The organism is Rhodococcus sp. IEGM 1302 (genome assembly GCF_030056935.1).
GTDB classification, from domain to species: domain Bacteria; phylum Actinomycetota; class Actinomycetes; order Mycobacteriales; family Mycobacteriaceae; genus Rhodococcus_F; species Rhodococcus_F qingshengii.
On record NZ_JASHKY010000020.1, the window covers coordinates 67,527 to 85,295 of the forward strand.

The window sequence follows — 17,769 nt, forward strand, 5'->3', positions numbered from 1 at the left end:
CCGCAATCACTCCTCGGCAACAGCCTTCGCTCGGGCGATTCCAGGGATCTACCCGTCAGAAAACCACAGACAACCCATTCGCCGGCCATATGCTGTCGAACCATGACTTGTCGTTCGACGCCCCCGACCGGGCGATAAAGCGGTGCCGGACAACTATCAGCGGCCACCGAACAACCAGGCATGGTCGCAATCCGGTCCACAGCCGCCGCAGTTGGGCTACCGAGCCGCGCCGCAGTCGTATCCCCCGCCCCAGGGATTCCCGCCTGCACCGCCACGTGGAAATCCGCCGCCGCGTCGGCCCGGCTGGGTGATTCCGGTATCCGTAATCGGAGTCATCACTGTGTTGGCTCTCTTCGGCGGGCTTGCCTGGGTCCTCTGGCCGAAGGACGTCCCCAACTCGGCCGCCGGTGGCGCCGCCCACACCACCATCAGCGCCGCGAACACACCCGGCACCACGACAACCGCTCCCAGCACGACATCCCCGACGACCACACGCGCCGCGAACTTTCCGGCCGGTGCGTCCGCCTGCCCCGGCGGGCAGCCGGCCGGAAGTTACAAGGAGTCCGCGACAAGTGGGGGCAAAACTTCATGTGAGTTTGCCGAGGCGGTTCGGATCGCCTACGGGAACTCCGGTGCAACCGGTGCATCCAGCACCGTGTCCGCACGTAGTCCGGTGACCGGCAAGGAGTACACGATGGCATGCAAGGTGACCTCCGGCATCGTCACCTGTACCGGCGGAGACAACGCGGTTGTGTACTTGCGCTGACGGGCGCAATTGCGGCATCGGCAACCCGGTGCGTGTCGTTCCAGTGTCGCACTTACGGATCCTCCGATAGCGTGACCGCATGCCTCTGTACGAGTTTCGCTGTACCGGCTGCGGCCCGCTCGAGCGGTCGTTCGCGATGGCCGAAGTGCCCCAGTCGATTACTTGCCCCCAGTGCAGTCTCGAGTCCAAGCGGGTGGTCTCGTCTCCCCGGTTGAGTCACGCGTCGTCGGCCGCGATGGGTCTACTGGACAGCACTGCTCGATCGGCTCACGAGCCTGCCGTGGTCAGTGGGTCGCTACCCGGCCGCGGCCGGCAATCTGCCCCGACGACGTCCAATCCGTTGCACCGCAAGCTACCTCGCCCCTGAGCGTCCTCACCGCGCGTCCTCGCCATGAGGCCCGATCCGACACGAAAGTCCTGCCGCCACGAGTTTTCCGTTTCTTCGAGAATGAGGAGTGCATATGCCTGAACTGCTGTTTCCACTCGATTCCGCCAAGAAATTCACCGACCAGGCAATCGTCGGCCACAATCGGTGGCACCCGGACATCCCAGCGGCGGTGACAGTGAAACCCGGTGATGCGTTTCGTGTCCATTGCCGCGAATGGTTCGACGGCGCAATACACAACGACGACTCAGCCGACGACATTCTCAATGCACCACTGACCACGGTCCACACGCTGTCCGGCCCCTTTGCCGTCGAAGGCGCGAAGCCCGGCGACCTCTTGATCGTCGACATCTTGGATATCGGGCCTATCCCCCAAGAAGATTCGGGTCCGTTGGCCGGCCAAGGCTGGGGGTACACGGGCATCTTCCCTCGGAACAACGGCGGCGGCTTCCTCACCGAACAGTTCCCCGATGCGTACAAAGCCGTCTGGGATTTCTCCGGCCAAACGGCGACGTCGCGTCACATTCCGCACGTCTCGTTCACGGGCATCGTCCACCCGGGACTCATGGGCACGGCTCCGTCGGCAGCCTTGCTCGCCAAGTGGAATGCCCGCGAGGGCGCCCTCATTGCCACCGATCCCAATCGGGTTCCCCCGCTTGCACTTCCGCCCGAGCCCCGCGATGCAGTACTGGGAACCTTGACCGGTGACGAGTACACACGCGTGGCCGGCGAGGCGGCTCGTACCGCTCCCCCGCGTGAGAACGGCGGAAACCAGGACATCAAGAACCTCACCAAGGGCAGCCGAATCTTCTATCCGGTGTTCGTGGACGGTGCGAATCTGTCGGTCGGCGATCTTCACTTCTCCCAGGGCGACGGTGAGATCACTTTCTGCGGTGCCATCGAGATGGGCGGCTTCATCGATCTTCGTGTGGACATCATCAAGGGCGGAATGGATACCTACGGTGTTTCCGAGAACGCCATCTTCATGCCGGGCAACACGGATCCGCAGTATTCCGAGTGGCTTGCGTTCTCGGGCACTTCCGTCACGTTGGACGGCGAACAGAAGTACCTGGATTCACATCTGTCCTACCAGCGTGCGTGCCTGCATGCGATCGAGTATCTGACCAAGTTCGGGTACGCGCCAGAGCAGGCGTACCTGCTACTCGGCGCGGCGCCGATCGAGGGCCGCCTGTCGGGTGTCGTGGATATCCCCAACTCGTGTTCGACGGTCTATCTCCCGACTGCGATCTTCGACTTCCCCCTTGCACCCTCGTCGAGCGGGCCGTTCCAGATCGATCCCGGAATCGGCGCCCCTCGATCGGAGAACAGGGTCTAGGCCTCCGGCCCCGTGAGTGGTTAGGGAGTGCCGAGGCTCGTCAACCACTCACGGGGGCGGAGCCCCCGTGCGAAGACTGCGAACCCACCTTTGCGAAGCCGGACTGTCACTCGTATCCTGGGAAAATGTCGAAAACCTTTGTCGGTGTCCGGCTCCGCCAACTGCGGACCGAGCGCGGGTTGAGTCAGGCTTCACTGGCCAAGACGCTCGAGATCTCGGCAAGCTATCTCAATCAGATCGAGCACGACGTCCGGCCACTCACCGTGCCGGTGCTCCTGCGAATCAGTGAAGTCTTCGGTGTCGACACCACGTTCTTCTCCCCGCAGGACGACACGCGCCTGATCGCGGAAATGCGTGAAGTTGCCCTCGATCAGGAGATGGGTATCGACGCCGACGCCCACGAAATCGCGGAGATGGTCTCCACCCACCCCGGCCTCGCCAAGGCGATGGTGAACATGCATCGCCGCTTCCGCAACACGACGGCCCAGCTCGCCGCAGCCACGGAGGACCGTTTCTCGGACGGCAGCGGCAGCGGTTCGATCACCATGCCGCACGAGGAAGTGCGCGACTACTTCTATCAGCGACAGAACTACATCCACGATCTCGACACCGCAGCCGAAGAACTCACTGCCCGGATGCGCTTTCACCGTGGCGACGTCGCCGGCGAGATCGCCAGACGCCTCGAGTCCGTCCATGACGTGCAGATCGTTCGACGAGTCGACTTGGGCGAGAACATACTTCACCGTTACGACCCGGACACCAGGGTCCTGGAAATTTCCGCAAGGCTCTCCGGCGGGCAACAGGTCTTCAAGTTCGCGACAGAACTCGCATACCTCGAGCATGGCGACCTGCTCGACTCGTTGGTGGCCGAGGGCAACTTCACCAGCGAAGCGTCGGTCTCCCTGGCGAAGCTTGGTTTGGCCAACTATTTCGCCGCGGCCACCGTGCTGCCCTACAGCCAGTTTCACGAGGTTGCCGAGGACTTCCGGTACGACATCGAGCGCATGTCCGCCTTCTATTCCGCGAGCTACGAGACGATCTGCCACCGCCTCTCGACCCTGCAGCGCCCCAAACTTCGCGGGGTTCCGTTCATGTTCGTGCGTGTCGATCGTGCCGGAAACATGTCGAAGCGTCAGTCCGCCACCGGATTCCACTTCTCCACCAGCGGCGGTACGTGCCCGCTGTGGAACGTCTACGAGACGTTCTCGTATCCGGGCAAGATCATGCCTCAGATCGCGCAGATGCCCGACGGTCGTCGATACCTCTGGGTTGCGCGCACGGTCGAACGTCGAGCGGCTCGATACGGACAGCCCGCAAAGATCTTCGCCATCGGATTGGGATGCGAGATTCGACACGCCCACCGACTCGTCTACAGCGACGGTCTGGATCTGGACGAGTCGAATCCGGGAACGCCGATCGGCTCGGGCTGCCGTGTCTGCGAACGCCTCAATTGTCCGCAGCGTGCCTTCCCTCCGTTGGGTAAAGACCTCGACATCAGCGAGCACCGGAGTTCGATTTCGCCGTACGTGATTCGCTGACCGCGCTAACGCACGTGGTCGCGTAGGAACGCGACTGTGCGATCGAACGCGACCATCCCGTCCACGGTGTCGAGGTCGAACTGATATTCGTGGTCGAGTGCAGGCTCGTGATCGTCCGGGTAGAACAGTGCATCGACCTCGACGCCCAGATCGGCGAGCCGTTCTGCCATGGGTTTCGACTGGCTGGCGGTCAGTGGGTCGACATTTCCGCCGGTGATGAACGTCGCTGGAAAGTCCGAGGTCACATGACCCAGTGTCGACATCTGACCCACTGCAGTCGACCCGTCGAAGTCCCTCGTTCCGAGGTACCCCCACAGCGATTGCTTGTCGACGCCCCAACCGAAGTACTTCCCCTGTGACAGCAGCGGTTTCAGATCGAAGACCCCACAGTCGAGGACAACTCCGCGTATCTGCTCGGGACGTAATGCCGGCTCCACACCCATTTCCGACGCGTAGTCAGGGCTGGTCATGACGGTCGCCAACTGACTGGACAACTGCGCGCCTGCCGAATCTCCGGCAAGAAAGAGGTTGTTCGAATCGACATGCAACCTGTCCGCATTGCTCACGATGAATCGATACGCGTCGTTAAGTTGATTCACTGCGGTGGGGTAATACGCGTCCGGCCCCAGTGAATAGTCCACCGAAATCACAGTGAAGCCTTGATTTGCCAACAGTTTGTAGTAACCGTCGGCATCAGTTCTCGATCCTGATATCCAGCCACCGCCGTGCACCCAGACCACCGTGGGTAGCGCCGAAGTGGACTCCGACGGGTAGTACGCGTCCAGTTGTGCATCGTCGTCGCCGTCGCGGTACGACTGATCGAGAATCGAGACGATTCCTGACGGTGCATGCCTGTCGAGTTGTGCGTGAGTCGCTTCGGAGCCACCCGCTGACATCCACCGTACGACGAGAACTCCTGGCCACGGACTGACGAGTGCCGCGGTTACCCCGGACAGCAGAATGACGACGAATACCGCCGCGGTTCCGACAATGCGCCTTCGCCGTCTGTCGGGGGAAGACGCGCGCACAACAACTCCTGGGGTCGGATCGGATTCACCCAGGCTAGACCAAAAGGACTAGTTGAGAATTCCCTGGCAACGCACCCGCGGAGCTTTGTCCAAAATGACCATTTTCGCAGTGGTTCACCACAATCCGACATTTAGCCGGTATGAGCCTCGAGAAACTGAACCGTGCGATCGAGTGCAGTGAGACCGTCGGCATTGTCCAGATCGAACTGATACTCGTGACCGAGCGCCGGAACGTGATCGGCCGGATAGAACAGTGTGTCGACCGCAACTCCCAACCCGGTCAATTTGTCAGCCATCGGTTTCGACTGAGAATCCGTCAACGGATCGGCGTTGCCGCCGCTGATGTAGGCAGGCGGAAATCGATCGGTGACGTGGTTCAAGGTCGACATCTGATCCGCTGCGTCGGTACTCATGAAGTCACGCACGCCGGTATACGCCCAGAGGGACCGATCAACTCCCCAACCGATGATGCCGGGTCCGCCGACCATGTTCCCGACGTCGTAGATTCCACAGTTCAGGATTACTCCACGTAACTGATCCGGCCGCAGCGACGGGACCACGCCCACACGGTTCGCATAGGCGGGATCAGTGATGAGAGTGGCGAGCTGACTCGAGAGTTGCGCTCCCGCAGAATCACCGGCCAGAACGACCGTCGTCGGATCAACATGCAGCCGTTCCGCATTCGCGACGACGTACGCGTGAGCGTCGTTGAGCTGCCGCACTGCCGTCGGATAGTGGTGCTCAGGTCCGAGTGAGTAGTCCAGGGACACAACTGTGTAGCCACGCGAGGCCAGCAACTCGTAGTACGGCGCGTAGTTGGACTTGCTTCCCGAGATCCAGGCACCGCCATGAGTCCAGATCACCGTAGGCAATGCGGTCGTCGTCGCTGCGGGAAAGTAGACATCCAGGTATGCGTCGTCGTCATCGGCGCGGTACTGCTGGTCCTTGATCGAGTCGACGCCTTCGGGCGCGTGCTTCTCGAGCGCCTCGGTGACTTTCACCGCATCACGATCGAAGACCCATCGCACGGTGAGTGCGCCAGGTCTCGGGCTCAGAACGAAGGCCAGAACCACGGCTCCGACCAGAACGAACACAATTGCCAGAGCCCACAGCAAGCGCCTGCGCCACCGATGCGGTGAAGGGTTCGTCATCGGGTTTCCTTCACTCTCGGCACAATGTCCGGATCAGCGTAACGCGAAGCCGGTACCGCCAAGTGCGATCAGCCGAGTTCAGCGATCCGCCTCTGCGCGAGTGCCTTGACTTCACCCTTGGCTACTTTGCCGCCTGCCGCCATCGGCAATTCGGCGACCGTCATCACGTACTCGGGTATGTACTCGCGGGTCACTCCTCGGCTCTGCAGCCAGGCGGTCAGATCCTCCGAACTCAGATCGTCATCGGCGGACACGACGACCGCACAGACCTTCTCACCGAACAGCGGATCGTCGACCCCGACCACGGCGACCAACTCCACCGAAGGGTGCGCGCGCACGTACTCCTCGACTTCGACCGCGGAGATGTTCTTGCCGCCACGAATGATGATGTCGGCTTTGCGCCCGACCACACGCACCCGTCCTGTCTCGTCGATCTCGACGATGTCGCCGAGAAGCATCCAACCGTCATCGGTGTACAACTCGTCGTTCGCATCGGTGTCCCCCCAATAGCCCTGACACATCAGCGGTCCGTTCACCCCAGGCTGACCGCGGCGGACGGAGCCGGTCATTTCCTTTGCCGCATCGTCGAATACACGAACTCGCATGCGATCGATGACGTGGCCGCACGTCTTCAGTCGGGTGTCGGAATCGTCCGAAACCGTCGTCACCGAGACGGCGCCGGTTTCGTTCGATCCGTAGAACTGCAGGACAGCCGCTCCGGTACGTTGTTCGAATGCCAGCGCCTCCGAATAGGGCACGGCTTCACCACCGGTGAACATGAAACGAAGTGACGAGAGATCGGCCGATTCCGCGGCCTCCGAACGCAACAGCATCTTGAATTGTGTACTCACACAATTCAAAGCAGTCACCCGTTCGCGCTCGATCAACTCGATCATCACCGAAACGTCGAAGCGTTCCATGACGACATTGCGAGCACCGAGTAGTGCCGGCAGGAAATGCGAAGTCCAGAGGCCGAATCCGAAAGGTGCTGGAACCGCGCCGAGGAACACCTCATCCGAACCGATCGCCGCCGCCTCGGCGGCAATCTCGGAGAAACCAACCCAACGATCCTCGGTTTGTGTGACCAGTTTGGGTAGGCCCGTTGTGCCGGAGGTCGAGTTCAGCATCGAAACGGCTGACGTGACAAAACACGGACTGGTTGCGGGGAACTGCTTTAGCTCGACCGGCAACGAGGTGAGTTCGCCGTTTGCGCTCACGCGTTCGAAACTCACGTCGGCGCGTTCGTCGGCGAAGACGACGTCCAGTCCGGGATGCTCTGCCCGCAGACTCGCCACGAGTTCGGCGGTATCGACGCCGCGCAGCGTGCGAGTGGTGACGAGTACGGAGGCTTCCGAGCGGGCGATCAGATGAGAGATCTCGCGAATGCCCGAGCGCGAACCGATTCCGACGGCGACGCGGCCGGTACGAAATGCTGCGCAGAGAGCCGCATGAAATACAGCGGTGTCGGGGAGCAACACGGCTACATGTCCGTATCCCTCACCAGCTAGATCCAGCGCCGACGCGATCGCATCGGCAGCCGCGTCGTACTGCTTCCACGACACCCTCGATTCCGGAGTGACAAAGGCGGTTTCGTCCGGGATGGTCTCAGACCAATGCCTGACCATTTCGCTGATGCTGACGCCGGCGAAGCGGTCCGGATTCGTGGCGAATTCACCGACGGTGAAGTCGAGTGTCTTCGTTTCAAGCATGATCGTCGATCATCTCCCGTCGGCGCTGAGGACGCCCATCGATTGTTTGTACGCGTTGTCCAGTGTCGCTGCGGAATCGCATTCGCGGACGAGTTCGCCGCGCTGCATGACATATCCGCGGTCGACAACCGATTTCAGTGCAGTAAGTGCCGGTTCCGTCACGATGACGGTCACACCCTCGGCGGCCAGACCCCCGACCAATGCTCGCAGCTCCGCGACGATTTTCGGTGCCAGTCCTGTCATCATCTCGTCGAGGAGCAACACCTTCGGGGTTTCCAGAAGGGCCCGCCCCAGAACCAACATCTGCTGCTCACCACCGCTGAGGACCCCGGCATAACTCTCCGAGCGTTCACGCAGGATCGGGAACCTCTCGAAAGCTGTTTCCACGGCTTCGGCTTTCAATCCCAGCAGGTCTGCGCCGACGCGTAGGTTCTCGCGAACGGACATTCGCATGAACAGTTGCCTGCCTTGGGGAACGTAGGCAAATCCGCTGCGGACACGATCCAGTGCCGATAATTTCTGGATCTCTCGACCATCGAATTTGATTGTCCCGGTGGCGGGAACCGAGCCGTAGATGGATCCCGCCAAGCTGGTCTTGCCCGCACCGTTCGGCCCGACGATCGCTGTCACTTCACCGGCGGGGGCGACAAGGGAGACTTCCCGGACGGCGACAGCGGATCCGTATCGAACTGTGACTCTGTCGAGTTCGAGCATGTCAGGCGCCTTCCTCGTATTCGGAACCGAAATAGACTTCTCGCATCGCGTCGCTGGCCAAGCACTCCTGCGGTGGTCCGTAGAACGCCACTGATCCGAAATTGAGCAGCACGATCTTGGTGGCGAGCGCCGCGATGAGATCGACGTTGTGATCGACCAGGACTACTCCCTTGCCCTGCGCGGCAATCGATCGCACGGCACCGGAGATGGCAGCGATGCCGTCGTGATCCGCACCGGCAAACGGTTCGTCCAACAGGAGGACTTCGGGTTCGGTCGCCATCGCCCGCGCCACCTCGACCAGACGCTGCGCGCCCAAACTGAGATCCCCGCAAGCACTCTCGACGTCGGTGACCGAGTATCGCGCAGCAATCTCCCGGGCCCGCTGTGCTGTCCGGTCCCAGTTCTCGAAAGGTCCTTTGATCGCCCACCACAGCGAGTGCAGCGGTGAGGTGATCTTGTGCCCGTACAGTCCCGGGATGATGTTGTCGACGGCGTCGAGTTCCGCCGCGAGCTGCGGATGTTGAAACGTGCGCGAGAGCCCTTGCCGTGCACGGCGCTCCGACGGCCCGGTCAAGGGAGCACCGGCGAGCGCGACGGTTCCGGAGTCTGCTTGCTGTGTGCCGAAGATGCAGTCCACCAGTGTGGTCTTGCCTGCCCCGTTCGGGCCGACAAGGCCGATCACCTCTCCCGGTCCGACGCTGAACGAGACATCGTCGACAGCGCGGACGCCGCCGTAGGACTTGTGGAGCCCGCTCACTTCGAGTAGCCGAGTCATCGATTGCCACGCTCCTTGTACAGACGGTTCATTCGACCCAGAACGTTCTGACTCCACCCGATCACCCCACCAGGCGCGACGATGAGGATCACCAGGACGGCTCCGGCAAGCAGGAGTTCGCCACTTCCCTGGTACCCGGGCATGTTCAGCGTCACGATCACCACGATCAATGCACCGAGCGGAGCACCCCACGCCGAACTGCGACCGCCGATGATCGGCATGAAGATCGCAAGGAAAACAATACTGAGAGTGAAGGTTTCAGGAGTGACAGCTTGCACCGACACGGTGAACAGCGATCCGCCGGTCGACGCGATCGCGGCACCGATCGCCAGCGCCACAACGGTCAGGTGCGCAGGATTGACGCCGGAAGACCGTGCGACATTACGATTGTCGCGGGCAGCTTGCAACATCAGCCCCCACACCGATTTCCGAAGTCGATCGACAGTGACCGCGATCAGACACACGAACAAGATCGCGAACACGACCAATGCGTAGCGCGGTGGCTCCCAGCCGAACATCGTCACAGTCTCGACGCCCGAGATCCCGGCCGACCCGCCGGTGAAACTCGGCCCGTCGATCAACCAGTGCTCGAAAGCGATACCGAACAACAAGGTCACCGCGGCAAGGTAGAAGCCGGAGAGTTTCTGTGTTGCCAAGCTGAGGAGTACTGCAACCGCTGCAGCGGCGAGGGCGCCGAGAATCCATCCCCACCACATCGACAACCCGGTCCGAACCGAGATCAGCGCAACGGCATACGCGCCGATCGCCGCATACGCGCTGTACGCCATCGACAGTGATCCCGCGAGCACGAATGGCACGTACATGCCGAGGGCGATCAGCGAATACGTCGCAGCGAGGAACACCAGATCCTGCCGGTACAGACTCGGCCCCATCCACAGCAGCACGGCAGCAACCACGGCCACGGTGATCAGCGCTTCTCGTGACACGGCGAGCATCCTCGTCCGGGAACTGCCGGCCGGAGTGGGCGGACTTGACGTCGGCGGACTGGTAGAAAGCGAGGCCATCAGACGCGAACCTTCCTCGAGAGCAAGCCTTCCGGACGGAAAGCGAAGAACACCAGGGCAATCAAGAGAATCGCGGTTTGAGCAGCACTCGCACCGAAGTAGTACGGGGCGAATACCTGGACGACGCCCAACACCATTCCGCCGATCAGCGGAGCCCAACTCCTGCCGGTACCACCGATGACGAGTGCGATGAATGCCGTCAGCGTCCATGACAGACCGCTCGTGAACTGAACACCGGCCTTGGGAGCGAACAGAAGTCCGGCGACCGCGGCGATCACACCCGCGAGGGTGAACGCGATGAGGCGTACCCGATCCACCGGCAAGCCCAGGACGCGGGCGGCATCCGGACTGTCGCCGACGGCGCGGAGCAGACGGCCCGACGTGGACCGGTTCAGCCACAGTCCGATACCGACGAAGATCAGAGCAGTTCCGACGACGAGCACAACGGTCGAACTGTCGACGGTCGCACCGAGTACCGATATCGGATCGAAGTCGAAGATCTTCTGCCCGGGAAGTGGTGTGCGGCCGAAGACAGTGCCGGCGAGCTGCTGGATCCCGAACAGTACTGCGGTCACCGCCACCAACGCCGGTAGTTCCCCACGACCCGAACGCTTCTGAACCTGTTTGACCACAAGCTTTTCCGTCAAGATCGACAGCGCCACCGCTACCGCGATCCCCAGCGGCATGGCAATCCAGAGAGCGAGCCCGTAATTGATCGCGACCCAACTCGACGCCATTGCCGCAGCCATAGCGTACGGGCCCATCGCAAAGTTGAAGAAGTCGGCGCCGACCACCACGAGATACATTCCGAGGGCTATCAGAGAGAAGAAGGCACCGATCTCGATGGCTGCGAGCCACAGTTGTGCGTCTGTCATGTCAAAGCTCCTCGGTTATCCGCACGGGGGTTGGTAGGAATCCCACGGATGGGCCGGTTTGTTGTCCTCACCGAATTCGACGAGCACCAGTCCGCAGAGGCTGTCCGGAGCAAGGTGATCCTGCGAGGAGAACGACAGTGTCAGTCCGTCCTGGCCGAAGCTGGCGGGAAGTGCCGAAACCTGTTGAAGAGCATCACGAACGGCCGTCCGATCTCGGTGATCGCCGGCAATCTCGATGGCCTCGGCCAACATCATGACGGCGTCGTACGCCTGTGCGTCGTAGGCGGTCAGTTGATAATCGGGCCCCTTGACCGCCTGCACCTTGCGACGCAGTTCGGCGGTTCTCGGGTTGTTCTCACTGAGCGAGCCCATGTACACCATGCCGCTCAACGCCTTCGGGTCCGCCAAAGCCCAAGATGCGGGCTGGTTTCCGATGGAAGCGAGTGAGAAGCGTTGCGTCTGCGGGGTGACCTTCGACAAGGTGTTGTGCGCGAGGATTTCGAAGTGCCCGCCGATACTGGCGACCAGAATCGCGTCCGGTTCGGTTTCCGCGAGACGTGAGACCTGTGCGGTGATGTCCGCGGCATCGACCGGCGCCTTTTCGACGCCCGTCACTCTCGCGCACTTCTCGAGCGCCGGCCGCAGGGTCTTGATGATTCCGTCGATGGACGCACTCGCGTCACCGAGAATTCCCAGGGACTTGTACCCCATCTTCTCGAAAGCCCCGCAGTACACCTGGGCGTACTGCTTCAACGAGTTCGGAATCATGAACGAGAAGTCGTTGTCGGGCGCCGAGGCAAAGGCGTCGCTGAGAACGACCGGAGCTATCGCAGGAATCTTCGACTGCTGGAGAATCGACTTGGCCTGCAGCACCGACCCGCTGCCCGTGGCGAGGATGACCGCACTTGATCCGTGATCGACCAACTTCCGAATGATCGACGGGGTCTTGGTGGGACTGCTCTCGTCGTTCTCGACAACCAATTCGACTTGCTTACCGTTGATTCCGCCCGCCTGGTTGATCAGGTCGACGGTCATCCGCACGGTCTTGCCGGCGATCGTGCTGTATGACGCACCGGGCCCGGTGGAGTCCTCGTCCAAACCGATGACGATGGTGTCTTCGGGAATGACACCGGCAGATGCGCACGCGCTCGCCCCGAGGACCACTGCCGCGCAGACGGCGATCGCCTTTCCGAGTCTCACATCGAACTCCCGTCCAAACTCTGCTTGGTAAATCAAACAAGCGCTTGATTTACGAGTGTGGACAGAAGTATGCACTGGGTCACACCGATAGTCAAAACTCGAACTACACGCGCAGGAACTGCGGTGTTACGGCTTCTGCAGATGCCGGATCGAGGAGCTGAGTTCGCGAATGACGGACTTCAATTCGTCGACATCAGAGCGGAGTTCGGCAAGTTCCGAGTCGGGAGATTCGGTCTGCGCTTCCTTCTTCGCCGTGCGCCGCGCAATGCGTGCCACCGGCTCGCCGTCGACGGAACGTGCGGCAAAGCCGTCCAGGAAAACCGAAATCAGATTGCGCTGCAGATCTTCGGCCAATTCGGAAAGCTGCGGGCGATACTGCGCGACGGTGGACCAGACGGATTCACGCAGGAGACGGTGAAACTGTTCGGGATCGATGTCTTCCCGAAACTCCGCGTCGGCAATTCCGCGAGTGATAGCCGATCGCCAGTAGCTGTGTGCCTTCTGAACCAGGATGGTGATGGGCGCGTCCGCCGGTTGCGACGAAAGTATGGCTTCTCCCTGATAGACCTCCGTGGCATACGGGTGATCCACCGCCGAGGCAAAAGAGACCGACACCATCGTGGCCAGGCGATTTCGAGCCGAACCTTCCGGTTCGATCGAGTCCTCGTACCGGACGTTGAGATCTTCGAGGAACCGGACGACGATCTCGTTGGCTATCGCATCCTTGGAGTCGAAGTAGTGATAGAGGCTGCCGGAGAGGATCCCGACTTCGTCGGCGATGTCTCGCACCGTCGTCGCGGCGATTCCCCGCTCACTGAACAGCTTGGCCGCATGAGCGAGTATTTCGTCCCGTCGGGTCGAGCGCACGAGAAGATCCTTCCGACGTTCCGATCGTCAAGCGAGTGCTTGATCAATTTCTCGTCGATGCTAACACCGCACCCTCGCTGACCTGCGGTGTGAGGTCCTGGACACCCAATCGAAACACCGGACACACACTTGTCACCGACAGTCATTCCACCGCAACAACTTCCACCTACTCTGTGCACTCGACGAATACAGCGTTGTATACGCACTCCGGATACAGATCTGTCAGAGCCATTGTCTGCCAGAGCCATCGACACGAAAGGCCCGTACATGCGAACCTTCTCGAAGCGCACCCTTGCCGCGCCGGCCGCTCTCGCCGCGCTGGGCTTGGTTCTCACCGGCTGCGGAAGCAAGGCAACAGACACCGCATCGGGAGATTCGACGGCTACGTCGTGCGTCGACACCTCGGGGGACACGATCAAGGTCGGTTCCCTGAATTCACTCTCGGGCACCATGGCCATCAGTGAAGTGACGGTCCGCGACTCCATCTCGTTGGCGGTGCAGGAGATCAACGATTCCGGCGGTGTGCTGGGCAAGAAGATCCAGATCGTGGCAGAGGACGGCGCGTCGGAGCCGACAGTGTTCGCCGAGAAGGCCGAGAAACTGATCAGCAGCGATTGCGTCGCAGCAGTTTTCGGTGGCTGGACCTCCTCGAGCCGCAAGGCCATGCTGCCCGTGTTCGAGGACAACAACTCTTTGCTCTACTACCCGGTCCAGTACGAGGGACTGGAAGATTCGAAGAACATCTTCTACACGGGTGCAACGACCAACCAGCAGATCATCCCGGCTCTGGATTACCTGAAGGAGAAGGGTGTCAAGTCGCTGTATCTGGTCGGCAGCGACTACGTGTTCCCGCAGACCGCCAACCGCATCATCAAGGCGTACGCGGCAGCGAACGGCATCGAGATCAAGGGCGAGGATTACACGCCTCTGGGTTCGACCGACTTCTCCACCATCGTGAACAAGGTCCGCACAGCCGACGCCGATGCCGTGTTCAACACACTCAACGGCGATTCCAACGTCGCATTCTTCCGTGAATACTCGAATGTCGGCCTGAAGCCCGCCGACATGCCCGTCGTCTCCGTCTCTATTGCGGAGGAAGAGGTCGGTGGTATCGGAGTCCAGAACGTCGAAGGCCAGCTGACGGCGTGGAACTACTACCAGACCATCGACTCCCCCGAGAACAAGAAGTTCGTCGCGGCGTACAAGGCAAAGTTCGGCCAGGACAAGCCCACGTCCGATCCGATGGAAGCGGCATACACCTCCGTCTACCTCTGGAAGAACACCGTCGAGAAGGCCAACTCGTTTGCGGTCAAGGATATTCAGGACAACGCCGACGGTGTGACCTTCCAAGCGCCCGAAGGACTCGTCACCATCGACGGCGACAACCACCACATCACCAAGACTGCCCGGATCGGCGAAATCCGTTCCGACGGACTGATCTACACGGTCTGGGATTCGGGACAGCCGATCGAGCCGGATCCGTACCTGAAGAACTACCCCTGGGCTGAGGGGCTCGGTAGCTGATCGACAAAAGGCGGAATTGACGGAATCGACGAGTAGAGAGGTGGAGCGTCTGTCATGGATGTTGTGATCGGGCAGTTGTTCACGGGTTTGAGTATCGGATCGATTCTCCTGTTGGCAGCGTTGGGGTTGTCTCTCACGTTCGGGCAGATGGGTGTCATCAACATGGCACACGGCGAGTTCATCATGGCCGGCTCGTACACCGCATACGTAGTGCAGCAGGTGATCTCGAATGCAACGGGATCGTTGATCATTTCTCTGCTCGTCGGTTTCGTCGTCGGCGGACTGATGGGTGTTGTGCTCGAAGTGGTCCTGGTATCGCGGATGTACCACCGACCCCTCGACACCCTGTTGGTGACATTCGGCGTCGGATTGATCCTTCAGCAGTTGGCGCGCGACATCTTCGGCGCGCCGGCAGTCAATGTTTCGGCGCCGAGCTGGCTTTCGGGCGGGGTCGATATTTTCGGCGCCGTGGTACCGAAAACCCGCATCTTCATTCTGGTATTGGCGATCGCAGCGGTGATCGCGCTTTCGGTCGCACTGAAGCAGTCGTCGATGGGTCGACGCATCCGGGCCGTCGTCCAGAATCGCGATCTGGCCGAGACGAGCGGAATCTCCTCTCGTCGTACGGACATCACGACCTTCTTCCTCGGTTCCGGGCTCGCCGGCGTCGCGGGTGTCGCGTTGACGCTCATCGGTTCCACCAGCCCGACCATCGGCCAGTCCTATCTGATCGACGCCTTCCTGGTTGTTGTCGTCGGCGGTCTCGGTCAGATGAAGGGAGCCGTGATCGCAGCCTTCGCCCTCGGCATCTTGAACTCGTTCATCGAGTACTCGACGACAGCGTCGATCGCGAAGGTGATCGTGTTCGTCATCATCGTCGTCTTCCTTCAAGTTCGGCCGCAGGGCCTGTTCGCAGTCAAGACGAGGAGCCTCGTATGAGCATCCTGAACAATTCCCGAATTCGGGTGTGGGGCGGTTTTGCACTCGCCGCCATCGTGCTGTTCGCCGTCGCTCCGGCTGTGCTCTCGGACTTCAGGCTGTCACTGTTGGCCAAGTTCCTGTGCTTCGCCATAGTCGCTGTCGGTATCGGTTTGGCTTGGGGCAGAGGCGGAATGCTCACGCTCGGCCAGGGGGTGTTCTTCGGGATCGGCGCATACGTGATGGCGATGCACCTCAAGATCGCCGATGCCGAACTCAAGGGCGACGCGGTCCCGGACTTCATGTCCATCGCCGGCAAGACCGAACTGCCGGGATACTGGCAACCGTTCGCCTCGCCATTCGTGGCGATCTTCGCCATCCTTTTCCTGCCGGCCGCTGTTGCCTTTCTCCTCGGACTCGGTGTGTTCAAGCGGAGAGTCAAGGGCGCGTACTTCGCGATCCTCTCGCAAGCACTCGCCGCGGCTTTCGCGATCCTCTTGATCGGCCAGCAGTCGATCGGTGGCAGCAACGGCCTCAACCGCTTTCGCACGTTCTTCGGTTTCAACCTCAACGATCCGGCGAACAAGCAGATGTTGTTCTTCATCGCCGCCGGAGTTCTTCTCGCATCGGTCGCTCTGATTCGCCAGCTGATGAACTCCCGATACGGCGAACTCCTCGTCGCCGTCCGCGATCAAGAGGAGCGCGTACGTTTCCTCGGATACGATCCGGCGAACATCAAACTGGTCGCCTACGTGACCGCGGCGTTCCTCGCCGGTATCGCCGGTGCGCTGTTCGTTCCGATCGTGGGCATCATCTCCCCCGCCGACGTCGGGATCGTTCCGTCAATCGCCTTTCTCATCGGGGTCGCGATCGGTGGCCGCGCAACGCTTCTGGGTCCGGTACTCGGTGCGATCGGCGTCGCGTGGGCGCAGTCGACATTCTCGGAGAAACTCCCTTCGGGATGGATCTACGCACAAGGGTTGATGTTCATCGTCGTGGTCGGGTTCTTCCCGGCAGGTGTGGCCGGATTGTTCGCCCTGATGCGCCACCGCAAGAAGCGTGAGACCCCGGCCGACCCGCCGGTCAAGGTCTCCCAACCCGAACCAGTGGAGGTGTCGTCATGACCAACACAACCGCCACCAGCGAACCCACACCGGCACTGGGTGGCAACGCCGGAATGTCGTCCGAGTACCTCGAAGTACGAAATCTTTCGGTCAGCTTCGACGGTTTCAAGGCCGTCGACGGCGTCGACTTGACCCTCATGCAGGGCGACCTGAGGTTTCTCATCGGCCCGAACGGGGCTGGAAAGACAACGTTGGTCGACGCCATCACCGGACTCGTTCCCGCGACGGGTTCCATCACGAAGTCCGGCGAGCAACTGCTCGGCAAGAAGGTTCACAAGATCGCCCGCCTCGGCGTCGGGCGAACCTTCCAGACGGCAAGCGTCTTCGAAGAGCTCTCGGTGCTGCAGAATCTCGACATCGCGGCCGGAGCCGGCCGATCACCGTGGAACCTGCTCAGAAAACGCAAAGGTGTGCTTCCCGAGATCGAAGAGGCGCTGGAGACAACCGGGTTGGAGCACCTCAGGGACACCGCCGCAGGCATTCTGGCGCACGGACAGAAGCAGTGGCTCGAAATCGGAATGTTGTTGGTACAGAACTGTTCCGTGCTCCTGCTCGACGAGCCCGTCGCAGGCATGAGCCTCGAGGAGCGCGAGGAGACCGGGAACCTTCTGCGGCGCATCGGCGGTGCGCGAACCGTCGTCGTAGTCGAGCACGACATGGACTTCATGCGATCCTTCGCCACGTCCGTCACAGTGCTCGCCGCTGGGAAAGTGCTTGCCGAAGGAACTGTGGCGGAGGTCCAAGCCGACCCCAAGGTGCAAGAGGTCTACCTCGGCACAGCCGCTGCCGGAACCGATCTCGGCGCCGACACCGAACCGACCCCGGAGGACTGAA

The 17,769-nt window shown here is 61.3% G+C and carries 17 protein-coding genes; 8 read left to right on the plus strand and 9 right to left on the minus strand.

Features of this window, described 5'->3' with window-relative positions; all coding sequences use genetic code 11:
* The first annotated feature begins 142 nt into the window (after window positions 1-142).
* The 4 genes from QM609_RS22325 to ramB all read left to right on the plus strand — a co-directional run bounded on the left by QM609_RS22325 (window position 143) and on the right by ramB (window position 4,025).
* On the plus strand, window positions 143-766 hold the full coding sequence (locus QM609_RS22325; RefSeq protein ID WP_223304378.1) for a serine/threonine protein kinase: 624 nt from the start codon (window positions 143-145) through the stop codon (window positions 764-766).
* 79 nt (window positions 767-845) lie between these two features.
* Window positions 846-1,133 carry an FmdB family zinc ribbon protein gene (locus QM609_RS22330; RefSeq protein ID WP_037129638.1) on the plus strand — a complete coding sequence of 96 codons (288 nt, stop codon included), beginning with the start codon at window positions 846-848 and terminating at the stop codon, window positions 1,131-1,133.
* Window positions 1,134-1,227: 94 nt separating this feature from the next.
* Window positions 1,228-2,487, plus strand: a complete 1,260-nt coding sequence (fmdA, locus tag QM609_RS22335; RefSeq protein ID WP_042923284.1) for a formamidase — start codon at window positions 1,228-1,230, stop codon at window positions 2,485-2,487.
* Between the two features lie 125 nt (window positions 2,488-2,612).
* The gene (gene ramB, locus QM609_RS22340) at window positions 2,613-4,025 is read left to right on the plus strand and encodes an acetate metabolism transcriptional regulator RamB (RefSeq protein WP_003941547.1); all 1,413 of its coding nucleotides are present in this window, start codon (window positions 2,613-2,615) and stop codon (window positions 4,023-4,025) included.
* Between the two features lie 5 nt (window positions 4,026-4,030).
* Here the strand turns inward: ramB and QM609_RS22345 are convergent, their stop codons facing one another.
* From QM609_RS22345 to QM609_RS22385, 9 genes are all read right to left on the minus strand, one after another.
* Window positions 4,031-5,053, minus strand: coding sequence for an alpha/beta hydrolase (locus QM609_RS22345; RefSeq protein ID WP_054186879.1), 1,023 nt, complete (start codon window positions 5,051-5,053; stop codon window positions 4,031-4,033).
* Between the two features lie 131 nt (window positions 5,054-5,184).
* Window positions 5,185-6,204, minus strand: coding sequence for an alpha/beta hydrolase (locus tag QM609_RS22350; protein WP_042923295.1), 1,020 nt, complete (start codon window positions 6,202-6,204; stop codon window positions 5,185-5,187).
* 68 nt (window positions 6,205-6,272) lie between these two features.
* Window positions 6,273-7,913, minus strand: coding sequence for a class I adenylate-forming enzyme family protein (locus QM609_RS22355; protein ID WP_054186878.1), 1,641 nt, complete (start codon window positions 7,911-7,913; stop codon window positions 6,273-6,275).
* Window positions 7,914-7,922: 9 nt separating this feature from the next.
* Window positions 7,923-8,627 (minus strand): ABC transporter ATP-binding protein, encoded by a 705-nt coding sequence (locus QM609_RS22360; RefSeq protein ID WP_020906733.1) that lies wholly within the window; start codon window positions 8,625-8,627, stop codon window positions 7,923-7,925.
* Window position 8,628: 1 nt separating this feature from the next.
* Window positions 8,629-9,402 carry an ABC transporter ATP-binding protein gene (locus QM609_RS22365; protein WP_007735383.1) on the minus strand — a complete coding sequence of 258 codons (774 nt, stop codon included), beginning with the start codon at window positions 9,400-9,402 and terminating at the stop codon, window positions 8,629-8,631.
* Window positions 9,399-10,358 carry a branched-chain amino acid ABC transporter permease gene (locus QM609_RS22370; protein WP_228232622.1) on the minus strand — a complete coding sequence of 320 codons (960 nt, stop codon included), beginning with the start codon at window positions 10,356-10,358 and terminating at the stop codon, window positions 9,399-9,401. Before QM609_RS22370 ends, QM609_RS22365 begins: the two co-directional genes overlap by 4 nt.
* Before the next feature lie 68 nt (window positions 10,359-10,426).
* Window positions 10,427-11,302, minus strand: a complete 876-nt coding sequence (locus tag QM609_RS22375) for a branched-chain amino acid ABC transporter permease (protein ID WP_054186876.1) — start codon at window positions 11,300-11,302, stop codon at window positions 10,427-10,429.
* A gap of 15 nt (window positions 11,303-11,317) precedes the next feature.
* Complete coding sequence (locus tag QM609_RS22380; RefSeq protein ID WP_042452925.1) at window positions 11,318-12,502, minus strand: ABC transporter substrate-binding protein; 1,185 nt, start codon at window positions 12,500-12,502, stop codon at window positions 11,318-11,320.
* A gap of 126 nt (window positions 12,503-12,628) precedes the next feature.
* Window positions 12,629-13,369 (minus strand): TetR/AcrR family transcriptional regulator, encoded by a 741-nt coding sequence (locus QM609_RS22385; protein WP_076949138.1) that lies wholly within the window; start codon window positions 13,367-13,369, stop codon window positions 12,629-12,631.
* 267 nt (window positions 13,370-13,636) lie between these two features.
* Here QM609_RS22385 and urtA point away from each other — a divergent pair, with 267 nt between their 5' ends.
* The 4 genes from urtA to urtD are packed head-to-tail and all read left to right on the plus strand — an operon-like array spanning window position 13,637 to window position 17,768.
* Window positions 13,637-14,893: an urea ABC transporter substrate-binding protein gene (gene urtA / locus QM609_RS22390; protein WP_007735391.1), complete on the plus strand. Its 1,257-nt coding sequence runs from the start codon at window positions 13,637-13,639 to the stop codon at window positions 14,891-14,893.
* Between the two features lie 54 nt (window positions 14,894-14,947).
* Entirely contained in the window at window positions 14,948-15,832 is an 885-nt protein-coding gene (gene urtB, locus QM609_RS22395; protein WP_003941514.1) for an urea ABC transporter permease subunit UrtB, read from the plus strand.
* Window positions 15,829-16,935 carry an urea ABC transporter permease subunit UrtC gene (gene urtC / locus QM609_RS22400; protein ID WP_007735392.1) on the plus strand — a complete coding sequence of 369 codons (1,107 nt, stop codon included), beginning with the start codon at window positions 15,829-15,831 and terminating at the stop codon, window positions 16,933-16,935. The genes urtB and urtC overlap by 4 nt, the downstream gene beginning before the upstream one ends.
* A complete protein-coding gene (gene urtD, locus QM609_RS22405) occupies window positions 16,932-17,768 on the plus strand; it encodes an urea ABC transporter ATP-binding protein UrtD (RefSeq protein ID WP_003941545.1) in 837 nt (278 codons plus the stop codon). The genes urtC and urtD overlap by 4 nt, the downstream gene beginning before the upstream one ends.
* Window position 17,769 lies beyond the last annotated feature (1 nt).